The organism is Streptomyces sp. NPDC055400 (assembly GCF_053644375.1).
In genome coordinates this window covers 128,482-149,098 of record NZ_JBSHLM010000021.1, presented here as the reverse complement: position 1 = coordinate 149,098, position 20,617 = coordinate 128,482, and the positions used below count along the sequence as shown (strand labels likewise).

The following is a 20,617-nucleotide window of genomic DNA, read 5'->3' as shown; positions in this document are numbered from 1 at the left end:
CCTCGGGAGCGCTTCGTACGAATGGGGTGGAGACCCCACTGGACACCTCCGGATACCCTGGAGGACGACCTGTCCGCCCGCCCTTCAACCCGAGGATTCGCGACCGCCGTGTTCGACACTCTTTCCGACCGCCTCGCAGCGACATTCAAGAACCTCCGCGGCAAGGGGCGCCTCAGCGAGGCGGACATCGACGCCACGGCGCGCGAGATCCGTATCGCCCTGCTCGAAGCGGACGTGGCCCTGCCCGTCGTCCGCGCCTTCATCAAGCAGGTCAAGGAGCGTGCGGCCGGCGCGGAGGTCTCCCAGGCGCTGAACCCCGCCCAGCAGGTCATCAAGATCGTCAACGAGGAGCTCATCGGCATCCTCGGCGGCGAGACCCGGCGCCTGCGGTTCGCCAAGAACCCGCCCAGCGTGATCATGCTCGCGGGTCTCCAGGGTGCCGGTAAGACGACCCTCGCCGGAAAGCTCGGCCACTGGCTGAAGGGGCAGGGCCACGCGCCGCTGCTCGTCGCCTGTGACCTCCAGCGCCCGAACGCCGTGAACCAGCTGTCCGTCGTCGCCGAGCGCGCCGGCGTCGGCATCTACGCCCCCGAGCCGGGCAACGGCGTGGGCGACCCGGTCCAGGTCGCCAAGGACTCCATCGAGTTCGCCCGGCAGAAGCAGTACGACGTCGTCATCGTCGACACCGCCGGCCGCCTGGGTATCGACCAGGAGCTGATGCAGCAGGCCGCGGACATCCGCGACGCCGTCTCGCCCGACGAGGTCCTCTTCGTCGTCGACGCCATGATCGGTCAGGACGCGGTCAACACCGCCGAGGCCTTCCGTGACGGCGTCGGCTTCGACGGCGTGGTGCTCTCCAAGCTCGACGGTGACGCCCGTGGTGGTGCCGCCCTGTCGATCGCGCACGTCACCGGCCGCCAGGTCATGTTCGCCTCGAACGGCGAGAAGCTGGACGACTTCGACGCGTTCCACCCGGACCGCATGGCGTCCCGCATCCTCGGCATGGGCGACATGCTCACGCTGATCGAGAAGGCCGAGCAGACCTTCTCGCAGCAGGAGGCCGAGAAGATGGCCTCCAAGCTGGCCTCCAAGAAGGGCCAGGACTTCACGCTCGACGACTTCCTGGCCCAGATGGAGCAGGTCAGGAAGATGGGCTCCATCTCCAAGCTGCTCGGGATGCTGCCCGGCATGGCGCAGATGAAGGACCAGATCAACAACCTCGACGAGCGTGACGTCGACCGCACGGCCGCCATCATCAAGTCGATGACCCCGGCCGAGCGCGCGGACGCCACGATCATCAACGGCTCGCGCCGTGCCCGTATCGCCCGTGGTTCGGGCGTCGAGGTCAGCGCGGTGAAGAACCTCGTCGAGCGGTTCTTCGAGGCCCGCAAGATGATGTCCCGCATGGCGCAGGGCGGCGGCATGCCGGGGATGCCCGGGATGCCGGGCATGGGCGGCGGCCCCGGCCGGCAGAAGAAGAAGCAGAAGCAGGCCAAGGGCAAGCAGCGCTCCGGCAACCCGATGAAGCGCAAGCAGCAGGAAGAGGAAGAGGCCGCGCGCCGCGAGGCCGCCGGCCAGAGCGGCAACGCGTTCGGTCTGCCCGCCGCCGACCAGGACAAGAACTTCGAACTGCCCGACGAGTTCAAGAAGTTCATGGGCTGACCGGCCACTTCGTAGACATGCGTAAGGGGCGCCCGCCATTGCGGGCGCCCCTTACGCATGGGCGGGTCAGGCGGCCCGCGCCGCCGCCCGACTGATCTTCGTGCCGTTCGCGAGCCCCGCCGGATCGAGGCCGAGCGCCGCCGCGGCCGTCGCGCCCACGTCCGCCAGGCTGCCCGCGTCCGGCAGCAGCTCGACACCTGCCGCGCCCGGGCGGTGGACGAGCACCGGCACGAACTCCCGGGTGTGGAAGGCGTGGCCGATCGTCGGGTCGTTCCCGTGGTCGCCGGTCACGATCAGCCGGTCGCCGTCCGCGTCGAGCAGGGAGACGAGCGCCGCGAGCCCCGCGTCGACCTGCTCCAGGACGTGCCCGTAACGCTCCACGTCCTGCTGGTGCCCGGCCAGATCGCTCTCCTGCACATTGGCCACGACCAGCGCGTCGCCCTCCGCGCGGACGGCTTCCAGTGTGTGCGCGAGCACGTCCGCGGTCGGCACCGCCGGGCGCCGCACCGCGTCGTCGCAGGCCAGGATGTCCGCGGCCTTCCCGACGAGCGTGACGGGAATCCCGGCCCGCGCCGCCAGGTCCGGCAGCTGCCGCGTGTGGTCGAGGCCCGCGCCGAGATGCCGCACCTCAAGGCCGCCGTTGCGGTAGAAGCCGCTCGCCGGGGTGTCGAGACCGACCGTGCCACCGTCCCCATTGCGTACGAAGTCGGAGAGCGGCCCGCTCGCGTGGCCGCCCACTGCGATCACCCGCGCGACGGGCGCCACCGCGCGCACCGTGCGCGCGATGGAGAGGATCCCGTCGAAGCCCAGATCGTCGAGGCGGCCCGAGGCGTTCCAGTTGATACCCGGGTCGGCCTCCAGGTTGTCGTGCACGAGAACAACCCCGTCGACCACCAACAGGGACCTGTCGTCGAGGAGTTCGACCCGGTGGCCCGCGGTCTCCAGGGCTGTCGTCACCTCGTCGAGGTGGTCGCCGAGCCGCGCCACCGTCACCTGGCTGAAGTCGGCGCCCATCATCGTGTGGTGACCCGCGTACGTGTCCGCGCCGGGGTAGCCGAGCCCGGCCCGGCCCGCCGCGACCGGCAGATGGGTGCGCCGCGCGAGGTCCGGGTGCGGATGGACCAGGCCGAGCCCGAGCGCACCGAGCGCGGGCAGCCGCAGCGGGCGTCCGAACGCCTCGCGGCACCGGTCGAGCACATGCCCGCAGGTGTCCGCCGCCAGGTCGCCGGGGCGCAGGGCCCCCGCGTCCGGCATGGCGCCGACACCGAATCCGTCGACGACGACGACGACGGTCTTGGCTCTCACAGGGCCCTTCCTTGCGCGTCGTACAGGCCGGTCAGGCGCGGGGACCCGGACGACAGGCCCGCCACCACCGCGACCGTCGAGCGGGTCACGAAGATCTGTGTGCGGAACGCGAGCAGCGCCGTGTCGCCCGCCGCGACGGCGCGGCCGGGGGCGGGCGCGTCGAGCAGCCGGTAGTAGTCGATGTTCTCCGCGGGCGCGTCCTGCACCGCAAGGCGCCGGCCCGTGCGGGGCAGCAGCGCCGAACCGATGTGCGCGCGGGGGTAGAAACCGCCGCCGAACACGGCGGGCCGGCCGTCGGCGAGGGTGTGGGCGACCTCGGTGACGTAGACGTACGCGGGCTTCTCGGGCTGGCCGGCGTCGCGGGCGTGCAGGGGCGTGGTCCCGGTGAGCGAGTGGCCCGGCTCGCCGTGGGTCGCGCCGTGCCCGGCGAGGAGCGGGAGGCTGGCCATGGAGGTGGCGCTCGGGGCGCTCAGCTTCAGGCCTTCGTGCCCGCGTGAGGTGAGCAACTCCCTTGCCTTGACGGCGAGTTCGAAATTGGCGGTGGGGCGTGGCGTGCCCGTCGCCGGGTCGCACAGGACGCACGGGAACGCGGTGACGCCCGCGATCCGTACCCCGGGCAACTCCTCGGCGGCTGCCGCGAAGTCGTCGAGCGCGCCGAGCGGAACGCCGCCCTCCTGCCCGGGATAGACCGCACCCTCGGCCCCTTCGAGGCGCACGAGGACGTCCTGGACGAAGCCCTGTGCGCGGGCCGCGTCCGAGACCGCGCGGGCGTTGTCGATGTCGAAGACGGTCACGGTCTCCGGACGCCGGGCCAGCATCTCGGGGAGCGAGCGGCGCGGGATCTGCACGAGGTGGCCGAGGTTTCCCGCCTGGGCGCCCGCCGCGTGCAGGGTGCGGGCCTCCTGCGCGTCGATGGCCGCGTACTTCGGGATGTGCCGGGCGATCGCCCTGATCAGCTCGGGGTTGCGGCCGAGCTGCTTCACGACGAACCAGAGGGTGAGCCCGAGCCGGTCCGCCTCGGCGGCGAGCAGCGCGGCGTTCGACTCGACCGCGTCGAGATCCATGACGTACGTGTCGGGCGGGATCGCGCCCCGCCGGTGGAGGTCGGCCGCGGCGTCGACGAGCTCCGGGTTGCGGGTGCGCAGACTGTCGAGGAACACGGTCAGTCGTCCTTTGCGTGGTGCTTCAGTACGTCGAGGGAGCGGCGCAGGATGTCGATCACGAGGTCGGCGCCCGCCCGCATCGGGTTGATCCGCACCGTCCAGTCCGCGAGCCCGGGGGAGTCGTCGAGGGACGAGCTGGACATGCGGTAGAACAGCGGCGCGATCTCGTAACGGGAGTTGGCGCCGACGGGATAGGGCGCGGCGCCGAACCGGGCGGCGACAGCGGGGAGTTCACGCGCGACGGGTCGGTCGAGACGCACGAGCAGACACCGGTCCTGGGCGTTCGCGAGCCGCACCTCGGCGACCCCGGGCACCTCACCGGCGGCGAGCCGCCCGGCGACCTGGGCGCCCACCCGCGACTGCACCGCCCACATCACCGGCACGTGCGTCAGGGCGCGCAGCACGTCAAGCGCCTGATGACCCTGGACCTGGCCGCCGCCCGAGTAGTTGTCCGCGCGGACCCGCCCGACGAGGTCACGCGCCCCGACGACGATGCCCACGCCCTCGGGCCCGTGCAGCTTGAACAGCGAGAAACAGGAGGCGTCCGCGCCGAGTTCGACGCCCGAGAAGGGCACGCGCAGCACGGCGTAGTTGTCGTCGACGACCGTGCGCACTCCGGCCGCCCGGCAGGCGGCGAGCACCTCGCCCGGGTCGTACGAGTCGCCGAGCCGCTGGCGGGTGTGCTGGACGTACGCCCACCGGAAGCGCCCCGACGCGAGGGCCTCGCGCAGCGCGCCCAGGTCGTTGAAGTCGACCTCTTCGGTACGGACGCCGATGCCGCGCAGCGTGACCTCGGTGGTCCGGTACACCGGTGCCCGGTGGATCAGCAGCGGGTCACCCGCGCTCACCGCGGCGTTCAGCGCGGCACGGATCGCCCCCGTGCCCGCGCCCTGGACGAACGCGGCGTCCTCGGCCCCGAAGAAGTCGGCGAGCACCGCCTCGGCCTTGGCGGTCGTGCGGGGCCGGCCGAGCCCCGGCACGACGCCCGCGTCGGCGCTGAACAGTTCCTCGCCGGAGAAGTGCGCGGTGGTGCACTCGATCAGGCGGAACTGCCGGGCCATCGCCTCGTCGACCGGGACCGTGGCGAGCGGAAAGGTCTCGGGGAGCGCGGGTGCGGCCGAGTGGGTGGGCGTCATCGTCAGATCTCCTCCGCGCTCGCGCCGGTCAAAAAGCGCAGCGGATTGCGGCGCGTCATCAGGTCCACCAGGCCGTCGTCCACGCCCACGGCACGGGCCCGGGGCAGGAACGACCGGAACAGATGCCCGTAACCCTGACCGCCCTCGCGCTCCAGATAGCCGTGGCGCGAGATGTCGCAGCTGAGCAGGACACGGTCGGCGTAGCCGGCCTCCAGGAGGGCGAGCAGCAGCCGCAGCCGGACGTCGTCGCTCTGGTAGCCCTCCTTGCCGACCGTGTCGAACGCGACGTACGCGCCGCTCGCGGCCAGCTCCTTGTGCACGGCCGGATCGTCGAGGAGGTCCTGGTGGCCGACCGAGATCCGGTGCGGGACGAGGCCCTCGCCGGTGAGCAGCTCCAGCTGGGCGAGACCGCCGCGGCCGAGCTGCGCGTGCGTGGCGACCGACAGGCCGGTGGCGACGGCGGCCCGCGCCGCCGCCCGCAGCGCACGCGACTCCGGCTCGCCGGGCACGTCACCGTGGCTGCCGACCTCGCCGAGCACGCCCGGCCGGACGCCGCTCGCGCCGAGACCGCCGTCGATCTCGCGGACCAGCGAGTCGGCCAGCTGCCCGACCTCCGCGCCGGCCAGCTCGGGCGTGTGGAACGGCTCGTAGTACCAGCCGGTGGCCGCGACGACGGCGACCTGCGCATCCCGGGAGATCCGGGCCAGGGCGCGCGGGTCGCGCCCCATGCCGCGGCAGGTCAGCTCGATCACCAGGGAGAGGCCGAACTCCTCGCGCAGGGCGGCCAGTTCGCCCGTGACGGCCGGTCCGTGCTCCTCGGCGTCGAGGACCGCTGCACCGTTGCCGTGCCGGTCGAGGTCGAGCACCAGATGCTCGTGGGCCAGGGCCGGGCCGCGTACGGCGGTTGCGGGGAGCGGGCCGGTGACGGTGCGGAGGAGGGGCGGGGTGTGCATGGTGCGGTGGGTTTCCTTCCTGGCGTACGGACCCGGCCTCAGCTCTTGATCGGGGTGAACAGGTCGAGCCAGTACAGGAGGTTGAGCAGGATGCCGCCGACGATCACCGCTGCGGGAGCGGCCGCCATCCGTACGACCGGCCGGCCCATCGCCTCGTTCAGCAGGTAGAGCCCGCCGACGACGAGGATGCCGAGACCGGCGCCCATGGCGTTGGCGGCCATCAGCGAACCGAAGAGGATCGCCAGCTGGAGCGTGTCGGTGATGGCGCTGCGCAGATGCTCCGACGAGTCGCGCACGCTCGGCAGCTTGCCGAGGAACCTGCCGATGTAGGAGAGGGCGAGCACCTCGACGGCGAAGACGGCCGCGCCGACGATGGCCGCGAGGAACGGGTTCGGCAGCAGATAGCCGATGGGGTAGACGAGCGTGAAGCCCGCGATGCCGTACGCCCCCGAGGCGAGCGCGGTCGTCGCGATCAGCGGGATGAAGCCGAACACCCGGTAGAAGTCCACCTGGGCGGCCTCGCTGTAGTGCCCCTTGGCGATCAGGAAGCTGGTGGCCTCACCACCGCCGAATATGTGCATCTGCGCGAGCACACAGACACCCGCTCCGAGCACCATGAACAGCGGCAGGAACGTGCGCAGTCTCGCCGCGCTGGCGCTGAACAGCGACGCCATGGGGTCGTCCGCGAGGACCACTTCCTCGACGCCGCCGCCCTCGGCCCGCGCGGCCTTGCGCTCCCGGACGTCCTTGGCGACCGCGAGGCCGATGAGCATCAGGACACCGACCGCCATGGCGAGCGCGCCCGCGAACATGTTGGGCCAGATCTTCATGGTCATCACGACCAGGGCCAGTTCGAGGACGCCCGCGACGCCGCCCCACCGACGTCCGAACTGCTTGGTGATCGCCAGCACCGGGAACAGCGTGAACAGGAAGAGGATCGGCGTCGACATCTGCTGCATCGCGGTGAGGAAGTCGACCGGCAGGTCGTGGGCCACGTCGTTCGCGCCGTTCAGGCCGAACACGACGACGGCGCCCCAGGCACCGCCCAGGATCGGCGCGAGCCACTTCTTCGGGGCGAGCAGCCCGAGGATGTCCGTGGGCAGGAACAGCAGCCACGGGTTGAGCACCCCGGTGGACAGGGCCATCGGCGCGCCGAGCCCGAAGATGAACCCGGCGGAGAGCCCGAAGGAGACCGCGGTGGTGGCGCTGCGGGTCGACCGGCCCTGGATGAAGTCCAGCATGAACGGGCGTACACCGTCGTTGAAGACGGCCAGTGCCATGTGCGAGATGAACGCGGTCAGCGCGCAGAGCGCGATCACGGTCAACTGCTGCGCCAGAGAGAAGTCGAGGTTCGCACCGGCGGCGAGTGTGGTGTTCACGGGGCTCACGGGATCTCCTTCGTGCCCGGGGCGGAGGTGCCTGGTGTGATCAGGCGCGCGCGGCGATGGCGCGGGCGATCAGGGGGGCGATGACGTCGATCTGGTCCATGGAGAAGCCGAAGACCTTCTTGCCCTGGTCGAGCAGGGAGTCGACCTCGTCCTCGGTCGGTACGGAACGCCCGAAGGTGTGGCACGCGGGCCGGCCCATGAGCCCGACGAGGACGCCGAGCGAGGCGCCGGCGCCGGTGTGACAGGTGCCGAGGTAGAAGTCGGCCTGGCCCACGCGGAGCTTCATCGCGGCGTCCATGTCGCTGGAGACGACGATGTCCACGCCGTCGAGAGCGAGCGCCTTGACGGTCCCGACGACCTCGACCTTGCCGACGCCGCCGGTGAGGATCTTTGTCATGGAGTGGTCCTTGGGGGTGGGGAGTCGGGTGATGGATGTCCCGCCAGCACCGCAAGATGCATGGCAAGGAAGTTGACTTCGGAGTCGGGCAGGGTGGCGCCGAGCTGTTCGCGGGCGCGGGCGGCGACCTCGCGGGCGCCGGCCACGGCCCGGGGGTGGCCGGCCAGCTCCGCGGCCACCTGTTCGTCGGTGAGGAACTGCTCGATCGGCTCCCCGTCGACGAGCCGGGTCAGCGCCATCATCAGATGGCTGGTGAGCATGCCGGCGGTCTGCTCGGTGACCTCGTTTCCGCGTTCCGCGAGGGCGGTGAGCTCGGCGGTCACGAAGTCGGCGACCTCGGGCCTGACCTGGCCGCCTTCGCGGAACAGCCGGATGCGGAGGGCGAGTTGGCCGTCCATGGGATCTCCTTCCTGACTCCACGACAATTCGACAATAATCAGGATTCTGGATATTCAGCTCGCAGGCGGCGGCCGAATCCTCCGGGTGCCACCCCCGCCGGTTCAGTACGACGGCACGCGCTCGCCCCGCAACACCTCGGCCTGCAGTGATGTCACGGTCGACAGGTCGACCGCGTCCCGCACCGCGGAGAGTGCCTTCGCGCCCTCGGTCCTGCCGATGATGGCCGCACTGGAGTTGCGCAGGGACAGATCGCGGGTGACCTCGTCGCCCAGCGGCAGCACCTCCCCGCCCATCCCTATCCGGCCCTGGGCCTCGTCGAGATTCCAGACGGTCGCGTCGGCCAGGTTCTGCGCGAACAGGTCCCGCAGCTGCATGTACGAGGACTCGACCCACTCGATGTCGGTGCGCCCGGCGAACGCGCGCTCGGCGAGCATCCGCTGGTCCTCGGAGGTGTGGTCCACGGCGACCCGCAGGCCGGGCGCGTCGAGCGAGGCGCCCTCGCGCAGCAGCAGCCCGTGCGCTCCGACGTACGTGGCCGGGCCCAGGTCGGCGACCAGCTCCACCGGATGCTCCTCGATCAGCCGGTCGGCGGCGAACCGCGAGAGAACCACGAGGTCGACCTTGCCTTCGAGCAGGGCGGTGGTCCGGGCGCCGGCGCCGCGCATGAACGTGATCGCGAAGGGGGTGCCCGCCTCCTCGAAGGCCGTACGCAAGCCGGTGGCCAGGCCCTCGTAGCGGCGGGAGTAGGGCAGGGGCATTGCGGCGAGCAGGGTGCCGAGGCCGGAGAGGCGCCACAGTACGGAGCGCTCGGAGCGGACCAGGAAGGTGCCCAGGTGGCCGCGCGCGGCGGTCTCGATGGCTCCGGACTCCTCCAGGAGCCGCAGGGCGGCCTGAACGGTGCCGTTTCCGCATCCCAGTTCCTCGGCGAAGTCGCGGACCCGGGGCAGCCGTGTGTCGGGCTCGTGATTGAGCAGCAGGACCGCGAGCTGGCGGGCCGCGAGGCCGTTGCGCGTAAGGAAGCGCTCGTCGAAACCGTTCACGGATCGGACAGTAATCAGGATTCTGGATACTGGCAAGGGTCCCGGATGTGTGCGGTCATGGGCGGGAGGCGTGACGGCAGGAGGAGAGCAAGCGTGGCCAACCCCGTACCCCCGCGCGACCGCACCGACCAGCCGTGGCGCTCCGAGGGAGCCCCGCCTCCACAGCCCGCGAAGCCGCCCAGGAAGAAGATGCCGGGCGGCTGGGGCGGTCTCATCCTCACCGCCCTGATCGTCTACGTCATCGCCAACCTCGTGCTGTCGTTCTTCAGCAAGGGCAACGAGCCGACGATCTCGTACACCGAGTTCAGCAAGCAGGTCGCCGACAACAACGTCACCAAGATCTACTCCAAGGGCGACGCGATCCAGGGCCAGCTCAAGAAGGAGCAGCCAACGCCCGACGGCAGTGACAGCTCGAGCAAGAACTACACCAAGTTCAAGACTCAGCGGCCGTCCTTCGCGGACGACGACCTCTGGGCGAATCTGGAGAAGCACAACGTCGTGGTGACGGCCTCACCGGTCGTCCAGGAGCGCAGCTTCCTCGCCAACCTCCTCATCTCGCTCGCCCCGATGTTCCTGCTCGTCGTGCTGTGGATCTTCATCGCGCGGCGGATGCGGCAGGGCATGGGCGGCGGCATGGGGGGAGGCATGCTCGGGCGCAAACAGCCGCCCAAGCCGGTCGAGCTCGAGCCCGGCATGCAGCGCACCACGTTCGCGGACGTCGCCGGCATCGACGAGGTCCAGGGGGAGCTCAGTGACGTCGTCGACTTCCTCAAGAACCCCGACGCCTACCGTGAGATGGGCGCGAAGATGCCCCGCGGCGTCCTTCTCTCGGGCCCGCCGGGAACCGGCAAGACGCTCCTGGCCCGGGCCGTCGCGGGCGAGGCCGGTGTCCCGTTCTTCTCCGCGTCCGCCTCCGAGTTCATCGAGATGATCGTCGGAGTCGGCGCCTCGCGCGTACGCGAACTCTTCGCCGAGGCCCGCAAGGTGGCGCCCTCGATCATCTTCATCGACGAGATCGACACCATCGGCCGGGCCCGCGGCGGCGGCTCCGCCATGGGTGGCCACGACGAACGCGAGCAGACCCTCAACCAGATCCTCACCGAGATGGACGGCTTCTCGGGATCCGAGGGCGTCATCGTCATCGCGGCCACCAACCGCGCGGACGTCCTCGACCCGGCCCTCACCCGCCCCGGCCGCTTCGACCGCGTCGTGAGCGTCAGCCCGCCCGACCGCGGGGGCCGCGAGGCGATCCTCAAGATCCACACCCGGCAGATCCCGCTCGCCCCGGACGTGGACCTGCTGCAGGTCGCCCGTACGACCCCGGGCATGACCGGTGCCGACCTCGCCAACCTCACCAACGAGGCCGCCCTCCTCGCCGTCAAACGCCAGCAGAAAGCGGTGACGCAGAGCGACCTCTCCCAGGCGCTGGAAAAGGTCCAGCTCGGCGCCGAACGGCCCCTCGTCATGCCGGACGAGGAGCGCCGCCGCACCGCCTACCACGAGAGCGGCCACGCCCTGCTCGGTATGCTCCAGCCCGGCGCCGACCCCGTCCGCAAGATCACCATCGTGCCGCGCGGCCGCGCGCTCGGCGTCACCCTCTCCACGCCCGACGTCGACAGATACGCCTACACGGAGGAGTACCTGCGGGGCCGCATCATCGGCGCGCTCGGCGGCATGGCGGCCGAAGACGTCGTATACGGGGTCGTCACCACCGGAGCCGAGAACGATCTCGAACAGGTCACGAACATCGCGCGCGGCATGGTCGCCCGCTGGGGCATGAGCGACCGCATCGGCCGTCTCTCCGCCCTGCCGAGCGACGCCCAGCAGGCGTACGGGCTCTCCGCCGCGCCGCACACCCTCGACACCATCGACCACGAGATGCGCCGCATCGTCGACGAGTGTTACGAGGAGGCCTGCACCAAACTCCGCGACCACCGCGGCCAGTTGGACGCCCTGGCCGCGGCGCTCCTCGCGAACGAGACCCTCGACGAGGCGGAGGCCTACCGCGTCGCCGGCGTCATCCGCCTCACCAAGGACGAGGAGGCGCAGGGGACGCAGCGGATTCAGGGAACTCAGGACACGGACGGCCAGGAGACGGCGACGGACCAGTGAGGCCCGTCACGGGGTGCGCGCGATCACGTAGCGGAACACGTTCGGCATCCATACCGTCCCGTCCCGCCGCTGATGCGGATGCAGCGCCTCCGTCATCTCCTTCTCGACCTGGGACCGGTCCGTCGCGCCGATCGCCGCGTCGAACAGCCCCGTCGACAGCAGCCCGCGCACGGCGCTGTCCACGTCCGCGTAGCCGAACGGACAGGCGACCCGGCCGGAGCCGTCCGGCCTGAGCCCTGCCCGGTGTGTGACCTCCTCCAGGTCGTCGCGGAGCGCGGGCCGCCAACTGCCCGTACTGCGCAGAGGATCGGCGAGCTTCGTCGCGACCCGCAGGACCGACGACGTCGCGCACCGCTCCGGCGGACCCCAGCCGGCCAGCACCACGGGAGTACCCCGCTCGGCGAACGGCGACGCCGACTCAAGGAGCGCCCCGAGCCCCTCGGAGTCGCCTGCCGTGCAGCCGACCGGCTGGAACGCGGTGATCAGGTTGTACGGCGGATCGTCCGGCTGTGCCGCGTCCTCGGGGCCCCCTTCGGTCAGTCGCGTGTCGCCACGCGCGCGCGTGCCCCGCGTCTCGCCCTGGAGACGCTCTCTGGCCAGTGCGAGCCGCTCCGGCGCGGCCGCCTCGACGCCCGTGACCGCCGCGCCCCGCGACGCCGCCATCAAAAGGGCGAGCCCCGAGCCGCAGCCGAGGCCGAGAAGCCGGGTGCCGGCCCCGTCGCCGACCTCCAGTCGTTCGTAGACCGCTTCGTAGAGCGGGACCAGCATCCGTTCCTGTATCTCCGCCCAGTCACGCGCGCGTGCGCACAGGTCCACGCGGGGCACGCGCCCCGCGTGGGGGAGGTGCCGCTGCACGAGCGTAGGTGTCATCGAAAGCGCCCCAATCCGCCGAGAGTTACTGCTGTGGCGTGTTCCTGCGGTTCGTCCCGCCCCGTACATGTGCGCTCGCAGTTCCCCCGTATGCCAGAGAACTCCGCATCCGTCGTCACGTCTAGGGGGTGTTCCCAAGGGCCTTCGGCCGCCGCGCGCGTCCCTGCGGCGCGCGGCGGTACGGGGGAAATGCATTGCCTTGCGGGCGTCATCGCGCCGTAGCATGCGCGCCATGGCCAAGACACCCGTTCTCACGCCTCAGGCAGAGGACTTCCCGCGCTGGTACCAGGACATCGTCAACAAGGCCGAACTGGCCGACAACGGTCCGGTGCGCGGCACGATGGTCATCCGACCGTACGGCTACGGCCTGTGGGAGCGGATGCAGCAGGACATGGACGCCCGCATCAAGGAGACGGGCACCCAGAACGCGTACTTCCCGCTCCTGATCCCGCAGTCGTACCTCCACAAGGAGGCCGAGCACGTCGAGGGGTTCGCGCCCGAACTCGCCGTGGTCACGCACGGCGGCGGCAAGGAGCTGGAAGAGCCCGCCGTCGTCCGCCCCACCTCCGAGATGATCATCAACGAGTACTTCGCGAAGTGGGTCCAGAGCTACCGCGACCTGCCCCTCCTCATCAACCAGTGGGCGAACGTCGTCCGCTGGGAGCTGCGCCCCCGCCTCTTCCTGCGCACCACGGAGTTCCTCTGGCAGGAGGGCCACACCGCGCACGCCACGTACGAGGAGGCCCGCGACTTCGCGGCCCGCATCCACCGGCACGTGTACGCGGACTTCATGCGGGACGTCCTGGCGATGGACGTCGTCCTGGGCCGCAAGACAGCCCAGGAGCGCTTCGCCGGCGCCATCAACACCCTCACGCTCGAAGGCATGATGGGCGACGGCAAGGCCCTCCAGCTGGGCACCAGCCACGAACTCGGCCAGAACTTCGCCAGGGCCTTCCACACCCAGTACCTGTCAAAGGAGGGCAAGCAGGAGCTGGTCTGGCAGACCTCCTGGGGCTCGACCACCCGCATGATCGGCGCCCTCGTGATGATGCACGGCGACGACAACGGTCTGCGGATCCCGCCCCGGCTCGCCCCCACCCAGGTCGTGGTGCTCGCCATCAAGGGGGACGACGCCGTTCTGGCCAAGGTCCACGAGATCGGCGACGCCCTCACGGCGGCGGGCATCCGCGTCCATGTCGACGACCGCACGGACACCCCGTTCGGCCGCCGAGCCGTCGACTGGGAACTCAAGGGAGTGCCCGTACGCGTCGAGATCGGCCCGCGCGACCTCGAGAACGGCACGGCGATGCTGGCCAGGCGCATCCCCGGCGGCAAGGAGCCGGTCGCCGTCGAGGCGCTCGCCGCACTGCTGCCCACCGTCCTCGAGGAGGACCAGGCGCTGCTCCTCAAGCAGGCCCGCGAGCGCCGTGAGTCCCGTACGACCGATGTGACGACGGTCGACGAGGCCGTCGAGGCCGCCACATCGGGCGGCTGGGCCCGCATCCCGTGGGCCACCCTCGGCGAGGCGGGCGAGGCCGAACTGGCCGAGCACTCCGTCTCCGTGCGGTGTCTGGTCACCGAGGACGGGGCGGTGCCGGACGCGGACGACGCGCCGGGTAACGTCGCCGTCGTGGCACGCGCGTACTGAGCCACCGCACCTGCGAAGCGAGCGGCGAGAGAAGGCCGAAAGGCACCTTGCGCATCAGACGGACACAGTCGCCCCGGCGTGCGGACATCGTCTACGCGCCGGGGCGTACGTATGCCTACGCACCACCTTGGTGTGAGCTGTGAGGCTTCTCCGCAGATCAGCGCACCCGCCCTCGTCCGGACGCATGAGCGGCAACTGACTGGTACGTGCAAATTATTTGGGATGCCCCGGAATAGGAACACAGAGGCATCCCGGCTCGTTGTCACGACGTGAGCACGACACCACCTGTTCTCGCCGCAGAGCTGGCACAGGCGTGGGCCGACATTCAGCGGCACCACGCCGAGCTGCCAGATCTAGCCGCGCCCGAATCCCTGATCGGGGAGTCGTCGTCCGCCTGCGGACACGAGCTCTCCTTCGAGCGACTCCTCCATGAGGCAGTCCATGGCATCGCCGCCGCCCGAGGAGTACGCGACACCTCCCGCGCCGGCCGGTACCACAACCGCAGATTCCTCGCCATCGCCGAAGAGCTGGGCCTCGACCACCCCGAGGAGCCGCACCCCAGCAGCGGCTTCTCGCTGGTGACACTCAACCCCGAGGCGAAGCAGCGTTACCGGCCGACGATCGAGCGGCTCAAGAGCGCCCTCAAGGCGCACACCGTGGCCACGGCCGCGGACACCAAGCGCAGCTTCCGCGGCCCGGCCGCGCGGCACGGCTCCTCCGGGGGCGGCGTCCGCGTCAAGGCGGTCTGCGACTGCGGGCGCAATGTGCGCGTGGTGCCCTCGGTCCTCGCCCAGGCCCCGATCGTCTGCGGCGGCTGCGGCAAGCCGTTCCGCATCCCGGAGGCCGTCGGCGCGGGCGTCGGGTGATCTCCGGCGGGTCTTCGGTCAGGGGGCCCGACCTGCTGCGGGGCGTTCGACGGGGGCACCTCGCTGCTCGTTCAGAGCTCGGGGGACGGTTCGGCCGCCCCCTCGGCGTATGGCACAATGGCTAGCTGTACTCGACAGCCGCATAGGAACCCTCTCGCCTCCGGCTGACGCGTCCATCGGGCACTCCGAGTACCGCAACCCCACGTGGCATCCCGTTGTGCCCAACCACGTCAAGACCAGGAGACACCACTCCAGTGGCAGTCAAGATCAAGCTGAAGCGTCTGGGCAAGATCCGTTCGCCTCACTACCGCATCGTCGTCGCCGACTCCCGTACCCGCCGTGACGGCCGGGCCATCGAGGAGATCGGCCTGTACCACCCGGTGCAGAACCCCTCGCGCATCGAGGTCAACTCGGAGCGTGCCCAGTACTGGCTGTCCGTCGGCGCCCAGCCGACCGAGCCGGTCATGGCCATCCTGAAGCTCACCGGTGACTGGCAGAAGCACAAGGGCCTGCCGGCCCCCGCGCCGCTGCTCGTCGCGGAGCCCAAGGACAAGCGCGCCGCGTTCGAGGCCTTCACCAAGGGTCTCGAGGGCGACGACGCCAAGGGTGAGGCCATCACCCCGAAGGCCAAGAAGGCTGACAAGAAGGCGGACGAGGCCCCGGCGGCCGAGTCCACCGAGTCCACCGAGGCCTGAGCATGCTCGAGGAGGCTCTTGAGCACCTCGTGAAGGGCATCGTCGACAACCCCGACGATGTGCAGGTCGCCTCGCGCAACCTGCGCCGTGGGCGCGTACTCGAGGTCCGGGTTCACCCCGATGACCTCGGCAAGGTGATCGGCCGTAACGGCCGCACCGCGCGTGCCCTGCGTACCGTCGTGGGCGCCATCGGCGGCCGCGGTGTCCGCGTCGACCTCGTCGACGTGGACCAGGTTCGCTGAGCCGGACCAACGGTTCGGCGACAGATGAAGCACCGGCTCGGGCCGGGGAGGGCCTCAGGGCCGTCCCCGGCCCGTGGCCGTATGACAGGAGAGTTGTTCACGTGCAGCTGGTAGTCGCGCGCATCGGCCGCGCCCACGGCATCAAGGGTGAGGTCACCGTCGAGGTACGCACCGACGAGCCCGAGCTGCGTCTCGGCCCCGGTGCCGTGCTCGCCACCGACCCCGCCTCCACGGGGCCGCTGACGATCGAGACCGGCCGCGTGCACAGCGGCCGCCTCCTGCTGCGCTTCGCGGGCGTACGCGACCGTACGGCCGCCGAGGCCCTGCGCAACACGCTCCTGATCGCCGAGGTGGACCCGGAGGAGCTGCCGGAGGACGAGGACGAGTTCTACGACCACCAGCTGATGGACCTGGACGTGGTCACCACGGACGGCGTCGAGGTCGGCCGGATCACCGAGATCTCGCACCTGCCCTCGCAGGACCTGTTCATCGTGGAGCGCCCCGACGGCAGCGAGGTGATGATCCCCTTCGTCGAGGAGATCGTCACCGAGATCGACCTCGAGGAGCAGCGGGCGATCATCGACCCGCCGCCCGGTCTCATCGACGACCGTGCCGAGATCGTCTCCAGCCGCGACGCCGGCGAGGGCTCCGACGAGGACTCCGGCAAGACCTCCGAGGCGGGCGGCGCCTGATGCGGCTCGACGTCGTCACGATCTTCCCCGAGTACCTCGACCCGCTGAACGTCTCCCTCGTCGGCAAGGCCCGCGCGCGCGGGCAGCTCGACGTACGGGTGCACGACCTCAGGGAGTGGACGTACGACCGGCACAACACGGTCGACGACACCCCGTACGGGGGCGGCCCCGGCATGGTCATGAAGACCGGCCCCTGGGGCGACGCCCTCGACGACGTGCTCGCCGACGGCTACGAGACCGGGTCCCACGGCCCCGCCCTCGTCGTCCCCACGCCCAGCGGCCGCCCCTTCACCCAGGAACTCGCCGTCGAGCTCTCCGAGCGCCCCTGGCTGGTCTTCACGCCCGCGCGCTACGAGGGCATCGACCGCCGCGTCATCGACGAGTACGCGACCCGGATGCCGGTCTACGAGGTCTCCATCGGCGACTACGTGCTGGCCGGCGGAGAGGCCGCCGTGCTCGTCGTCACGGAGGCCGTCGCGCGGCTGCTGCCCGGGGTCCTCGGCAACGCCGAGTCCCACCGGGACGACTCCTTCGCGCCCGGCGCCATGGCCAACCTCCTCGAAGGCCCCGTCTACACCAAGCCCCCCGAGTGGCGCGGACAGGGCATCCCGGACGTGCTGCTGAGCGGCCACCACGGCAAGATCGCGCGCTGGCGGCGGGACGAGGCGCTGCGGCGCACCACCCGCAACAGGCCCGATCTCGTGGAGCGTTGCGATCCCTCGGTCTTCGACAAGAAGGACCGCGAGATGCTCTCCATCCTGGGCTGGCGGCCGGGCCCCGACGGCCGATTTGGGCGAGACCCCGAAGCCGTGGAAGAATAGGCCGCTGCTGTACGTCCAGCGTGCGCCCCTGCCACAGGGGGAACGACGCCCGCCCGACGCGATCAGCTACCGAATCCTCATTTCGAACACTCCCGCCGATGACCTGTGGCATCGGTGAAGAAAGCAGACGATCATGTCTCACCTGCTCGACTCCGTCGACAGCGCGTCGCTGCGCAGCGACATCCCGGCCTTCCGCCCGGGTGACACCGTCAACGTCCACGTCCGGGTCATCGAGGGCAACCGCTCCCGTGTGCAGCAGTTCAAGGGCGTAGTCATCCGCCGCCAGGGCGCCGGTGTCCGCGAGACCTTCACGGTCCGTAAGGTCTCCTTCTCCGTCGGCGTCGAGCGCACGTTCCCGGTGCACACCCCGATCGTCGAGAAGATCGAGCTCGTCACCCGCGGTGACGTGCGTCGCGCGAAGCTCTACTACCTGCGCGACCTGCGCGGCAAGGCCGCGAAGATCAAGGAGAAGCGCGACAGCTGAGCTCGCGCACGGGGTCACAGCCGGGCCGGATAGCATCTGGCCTCGATGGACACCGAAGCACAGACAACGGAACGCGATCGCGCCTCCCAACCCTCCGTACACGAGGGCGAGGAGGAGCGGTCGCGTTTCGCGTTTGTGCCGTGGGCCGCGTCCTGGCTCCCCGGCGGGCGCCTGACCCTGTCGGCGCTGCTCTGCCTCGTTCTGCTGCTCCTGCTGAGCATCTTCGTGATGCAGCCCTTCCAGATCCCCAGCGGTTCCATGGAGCCCGCATTGAGGGTCGGGGACCGCGTTCTCGTAAACAAGTTGGCGTACCGTTTCGGTGCTGAGCCGCAGCGGGGCGACGTCGTGGTCTTCGACGGGACCGGGTACTTCGGTGACGCCGACTACATCAAGCGGGTCGTGGGCGTGGGGGGAGACCATGTGGTCTGCTGCGACAGCAAGGGGAGGATCGGGGTGAACGGCGAACCGTTGGACGAGAGTTCGTTCCTGTACCCCGGAAACACCCCGTCGAAGGTCCCCTTCGACCTCGTCGTGCCCGACGGCACCCTCTTCCTGCTCGGTGATCACCGGGGCGATTCCCGGGACTCACGCGACTACCTGGGCGCGCCCGGCGGCGGCATGGTCCCCGTGGGCGAAGTGATCGGCAGGGCCCAGTGGATCGCCTGGCCGACGGGCCACTGGGGGTCGCTGTCCCATGACGACGTCTACGCGCGCGTGCCGGCACCCGGCGGTGCTCATGGGTAACCGCGGACGCTCCCACTCCCGCAGGGGCGGCGGTGACACCCGCCTGCCCACCGGGACGCGCCGCGCCGGCACCCCGCCGCTGCCGGGCCGTGCCGAGCGGCGCAGGCTGGCGCGCAAGGTCAAGCGACGCCGACAGCGCTCCGCGCTCAAGGAGATCCCGCTCCTCATAGGCGTGGCGCTGCTGATAGCACTCGTCCTGAAGACGTTCCTCGTCCAGGCCTTCGTGATCCCGTCCGGCTCCATGGAGCAGACGATCAGGATCGGCGACCGGGTACTGGTCGACAAGCTCACCCCGTGGTTCGGCGCCAAGCCGCACCGCGGCGACGTCGTCGTCTTCAAGGACCCCGGCAAGTGGCTGGAACAGGAACAGGGCGCGAAGAAGGACGCCCCCGTCGGCGTCAAGCAGGTGAAAGAAGGCCTCACCTGGATCGGCCTTCTGCCCTCCGACGACGAGCGCGACCTCATCAAGAGGGTCATCGCGGTCGGCGGTGACACCGTCAAGTGCTGCGACACGCAGGGCCGCGTGACGGTCAACGGGACACCCCTGAACGAGCCGTACATCCACCCCGGAGACGTGCCGTCGAAGTTCGAATTCGAGGTCGAGGTGCCCAAGGGGCGCCTGTTCGTGATGGGCGACCACCGCTCCAACTCGGCCGACTCGCGCTTCCACCGCACCGAGGCGTTCAGTGGCACCGTCTCGGAGAAGTCGGTCGTCGGCCGCGCCCGCGTCATCGCCTGGCCGGTCGGCCACTGGAGCACGCTCCCGGAGCCGGACACCTACGCGACAGTGGCCGCCGCGCAGAACAGTTCGGCCCCGGCCCGGCAACCGTCGCATAGGGTGGCCTCCGAGGATCAGAACGGATTGATCCCTCTCCCGAGCCCTGCGGAACTCCCGCTCGTTATGGGAGTGGTGGGCCTGCATCGCGTATGGGACGACAGGCAGCGGCACGGAGTGAGGAGTGGATGTGGGGGACTTGGCGGTCGGCGCACGGTCAGGGCAAGGGCCCGACGAGCAGCCCGGGCGATCCGACGACGGAGCGGCATCGGCCGCGACGGGCGCCGTGAACCTCGACAGTGGCGCCGCGAACGGCGACGGGCACGGTGGTGGCCGGGGCGACGGCCCTGGTGACGCCCACGGTGACGGCGGCACGGCGGGAGGCCGGGCGAAGAAGCCCCGCTCCTTCTGGAAGGAGCTTCCGCTCCTGATCGTCATCGCGCTGGTCCTGGCGCTGGTGATCAAGACGTTCCTGGTGCAGGCGTTCTCGATTCCGTCGGCGTCGATGGAGAACACCCTGCAGATCGGCGACCGCGTGCTCGTCGACAAGCTGACGCCGTGGTTCGGCTCCGAGCCCGGGCGCGGCGAGGTCATCGTCTTCCACGACCCGGACGGCTGGCTGAAGGACGAGCCGACGGCCGAGCCGAATCCGGTGCAGCGGGTCCTCGGCTGGATCGGCCTCATGCCGTCCACGAACGAGAAGGACCTCATCAAGCGCGTCATCGGCGTCGGCGGCGACACCATCGAGTGCAACGGCACGGGACCGCTCGTGGTCAACGGCAAGGCGCTGAACGAGCCGTACGTCTACCCGGGGAACACCCCGTGCACCGACGACAATGTGGGCGGCAAGTTCAAGATCACCGTACCTATTGGCAAAGTTTGGGTCATGGGTGACCACCGCCAGGACTCCATGGACTCCCGATACCACCAGCAGGACAGCAACCAGGGCTTCGTCCCCGTGGACAACGTCGTGGGCCGCGCGATCGTGGTCGCCTGGCCGCCCGCCCGCTGGACGACTCTGCCGGTACCGGACACGTTCGACCAGCCGGGCCTGAACGCCGCGATGGGAGCGGCCCCGGGCGCGCTCGGGCTCGCGGGCGCCGCGCCGCTCGTGCTGTGGCGCAGGCGTCGGCTTACCCAGGGGAACACCAGGGTTTCTGCGGTGAAGACCGCCGGGTAGGGTGCCGTCCCAGATCGCCGATCTTCCACGGCGAGTCTCCGAGGC

General features: G+C 70.5%; 21 protein-coding genes. 12 read left to right on the top strand and 9 right to left on the bottom strand.

Annotation, left to right across the window (positions count from 1 at the left end; genetic code table 11):
* The first annotated feature begins 108 nt into the window (after positions 1 to 108).
* Positions 109 to 1,662, top strand: coding sequence for a signal recognition particle protein (ffh, locus tag ACWIGU_RS40910; protein WP_454406898.1), 1,554 nt, complete (start codon positions 109 to 111; stop codon positions 1,660 to 1,662).
* Positions 1,663 to 1,728: 66 nt separating this feature from the next.
* Here ffh and ACWIGU_RS40905 read toward each other — a convergent pair whose 3' ends face one another.
* The 8 genes from ACWIGU_RS40905 to yhfZ form a co-directional block, all read right to left on the bottom strand.
* Positions 1,729 to 2,967, bottom strand: a complete 1,239-nt coding sequence (locus tag ACWIGU_RS40905) for a phosphopentomutase (protein WP_454406897.1) — start codon at positions 2,965 to 2,967, stop codon at positions 1,729 to 1,731.
* Positions 2,964 to 4,127, bottom strand: coding sequence for a YhfX family PLP-dependent enzyme (locus ACWIGU_RS40900; RefSeq protein ID WP_454406896.1), 1,164 nt, complete (start codon positions 4,125 to 4,127; stop codon positions 2,964 to 2,966). Before ACWIGU_RS40900 ends, ACWIGU_RS40905 begins: the two co-directional genes overlap by 4 nt.
* A gap of 2 nt (positions 4,128 to 4,129) precedes the next feature.
* On the bottom strand, positions 4,130 to 5,266 hold the full coding sequence (locus tag ACWIGU_RS40895; RefSeq protein ID WP_454406895.1) for an aminotransferase class V-fold PLP-dependent enzyme: 1,137 nt from the start codon (positions 5,264 to 5,266) through the stop codon (positions 4,130 to 4,132).
* 2 nt (positions 5,267 to 5,268) lie between these two features.
* Entirely contained in the window at positions 5,269 to 6,219 is a 951-nt protein-coding gene (locus tag ACWIGU_RS40890) for a phosphotriesterase family protein (RefSeq protein ID WP_454406894.1), read from the bottom strand.
* A 38-nt stretch (positions 6,220 to 6,257) separates the two neighbouring features.
* Positions 6,258 to 7,598 carry a YhfT family protein gene (locus tag ACWIGU_RS40885; RefSeq protein WP_454406943.1) on the bottom strand — a complete coding sequence of 447 codons (1,341 nt, stop codon included), beginning with the start codon at positions 7,596 to 7,598 and terminating at the stop codon, positions 6,258 to 6,260.
* A gap of 49 nt (positions 7,599 to 7,647) precedes the next feature.
* Positions 7,648 to 8,004 (bottom strand): DUF2620 domain-containing protein, encoded by a 357-nt coding sequence (locus ACWIGU_RS40880; protein WP_356289699.1) that lies wholly within the window; start codon positions 8,002 to 8,004, stop codon positions 7,648 to 7,650.
* Positions 8,001 to 8,402 (bottom strand): PRD domain-containing protein, encoded by a 402-nt coding sequence (locus ACWIGU_RS40875; protein ID WP_454406893.1) that lies wholly within the window; start codon positions 8,400 to 8,402, stop codon positions 8,001 to 8,003. Before ACWIGU_RS40875 ends, ACWIGU_RS40880 begins: the two co-directional genes overlap by 4 nt.
* A gap of 102 nt (positions 8,403 to 8,504) precedes the next feature.
* A complete protein-coding gene (yhfZ, locus tag ACWIGU_RS40870) occupies positions 8,505 to 9,443 on the bottom strand; it encodes a GntR family transcriptional regulator YhfZ (RefSeq protein ID WP_454406892.1) in 939 nt (312 codons plus the stop codon).
* 93 nt (positions 9,444 to 9,536) lie between these two features.
* Between yhfZ and ftsH the strand changes: the two genes are divergently transcribed.
* Positions 9,537 to 11,555, top strand: a complete 2,019-nt coding sequence (gene ftsH / locus ACWIGU_RS40865) for an ATP-dependent zinc metalloprotease FtsH (protein ID WP_454406891.1) — start codon at positions 9,537 to 9,539, stop codon at positions 11,553 to 11,555.
* 6 nt (positions 11,556 to 11,561) lie between these two features.
* On the opposite strand, the gene ACWIGU_RS40860 is transcribed toward ftsH, so the two are convergent.
* Positions 11,562 to 12,425: an SAM-dependent methyltransferase gene (locus tag ACWIGU_RS40860; protein ID WP_454406890.1), complete on the bottom strand. Its 864-nt coding sequence runs from the start codon at positions 12,423 to 12,425 to the stop codon at positions 11,562 to 11,564.
* A 232-nt stretch (positions 12,426 to 12,657) separates the two neighbouring features.
* On the opposite strand from ACWIGU_RS40860, the gene proS reads away from it, so the two are divergent.
* From proS to lepB (ACWIGU_RS40810), 10 genes are all read left to right on the top strand, one after another.
* Positions 12,658 to 14,073, top strand: coding sequence for a proline--tRNA ligase (gene proS / locus ACWIGU_RS40855; RefSeq protein ID WP_454406889.1), 1,416 nt, complete (start codon positions 12,658 to 12,660; stop codon positions 14,071 to 14,073).
* A 269-nt stretch (positions 14,074 to 14,342) separates the two neighbouring features.
* Complete coding sequence (locus ACWIGU_RS40850; RefSeq protein ID WP_454406888.1) at positions 14,343 to 14,939, top strand: hypothetical protein; 597 nt, start codon at positions 14,343 to 14,345, stop codon at positions 14,937 to 14,939.
* 254 nt (positions 14,940 to 15,193) lie between these two features.
* A complete protein-coding gene (rpsP, locus tag ACWIGU_RS40845) occupies positions 15,194 to 15,634 on the top strand; it encodes a 30S ribosomal protein S16 (RefSeq protein WP_127829943.1) in 441 nt (146 codons plus the stop codon).
* A 2-nt stretch (positions 15,635 to 15,636) separates the two neighbouring features.
* On the top strand, positions 15,637 to 15,876 hold the full coding sequence (locus ACWIGU_RS40840) for an RNA-binding protein (RefSeq protein ID WP_014176063.1): 240 nt from the start codon (positions 15,637 to 15,639) through the stop codon (positions 15,874 to 15,876).
* Positions 15,877 to 15,977: 101 nt separating this feature from the next.
* Positions 15,978 to 16,568 carry a ribosome maturation factor RimM gene (gene rimM / locus ACWIGU_RS40835; RefSeq protein ID WP_454406887.1) on the top strand — a complete coding sequence of 197 codons (591 nt, stop codon included), beginning with the start codon at positions 15,978 to 15,980 and terminating at the stop codon, positions 16,566 to 16,568.
* Positions 16,568 to 17,389, top strand: coding sequence for a tRNA (guanosine(37)-N1)-methyltransferase TrmD (gene trmD, locus ACWIGU_RS40830; protein WP_393586693.1), 822 nt, complete (start codon positions 16,568 to 16,570; stop codon positions 17,387 to 17,389). The genes rimM and trmD overlap by 1 nt, the downstream gene beginning before the upstream one ends.
* A 133-nt stretch (positions 17,390 to 17,522) precedes the next feature.
* Complete coding sequence (rplS, locus tag ACWIGU_RS40825; RefSeq protein WP_454406885.1) at positions 17,523 to 17,873, top strand: 50S ribosomal protein L19; 351 nt, start codon at positions 17,523 to 17,525, stop codon at positions 17,871 to 17,873.
* Positions 17,874 to 17,918: 45 nt separating this feature from the next.
* On the top strand, positions 17,919 to 18,617 hold the full coding sequence (gene lepB / locus ACWIGU_RS40820) for a signal peptidase I (RefSeq protein ID WP_454406884.1): 699 nt from the start codon (positions 17,919 to 17,921) through the stop codon (positions 18,615 to 18,617).
* The gene (gene lepB, locus ACWIGU_RS40815; RefSeq protein ID WP_454406882.1) at positions 18,610 to 19,746 is read left to right on the top strand and encodes a signal peptidase I; all 1,137 of its coding nucleotides are present in this window, start codon (positions 18,610 to 18,612) and stop codon (positions 19,744 to 19,746) included. The genes lepB (ACWIGU_RS40820) and lepB (ACWIGU_RS40815) overlap by 8 nt, the downstream gene beginning before the upstream one ends.
* Positions 19,679 to 20,572, top strand: a complete 894-nt coding sequence (lepB, locus tag ACWIGU_RS40810; protein WP_454406881.1) for a signal peptidase I — start codon at positions 19,679 to 19,681, stop codon at positions 20,570 to 20,572. Before lepB (ACWIGU_RS40815) ends, lepB (ACWIGU_RS40810) begins: the two co-directional genes overlap by 68 nt.
* Positions 20,573 to 20,617 lie beyond the last annotated feature (45 nt).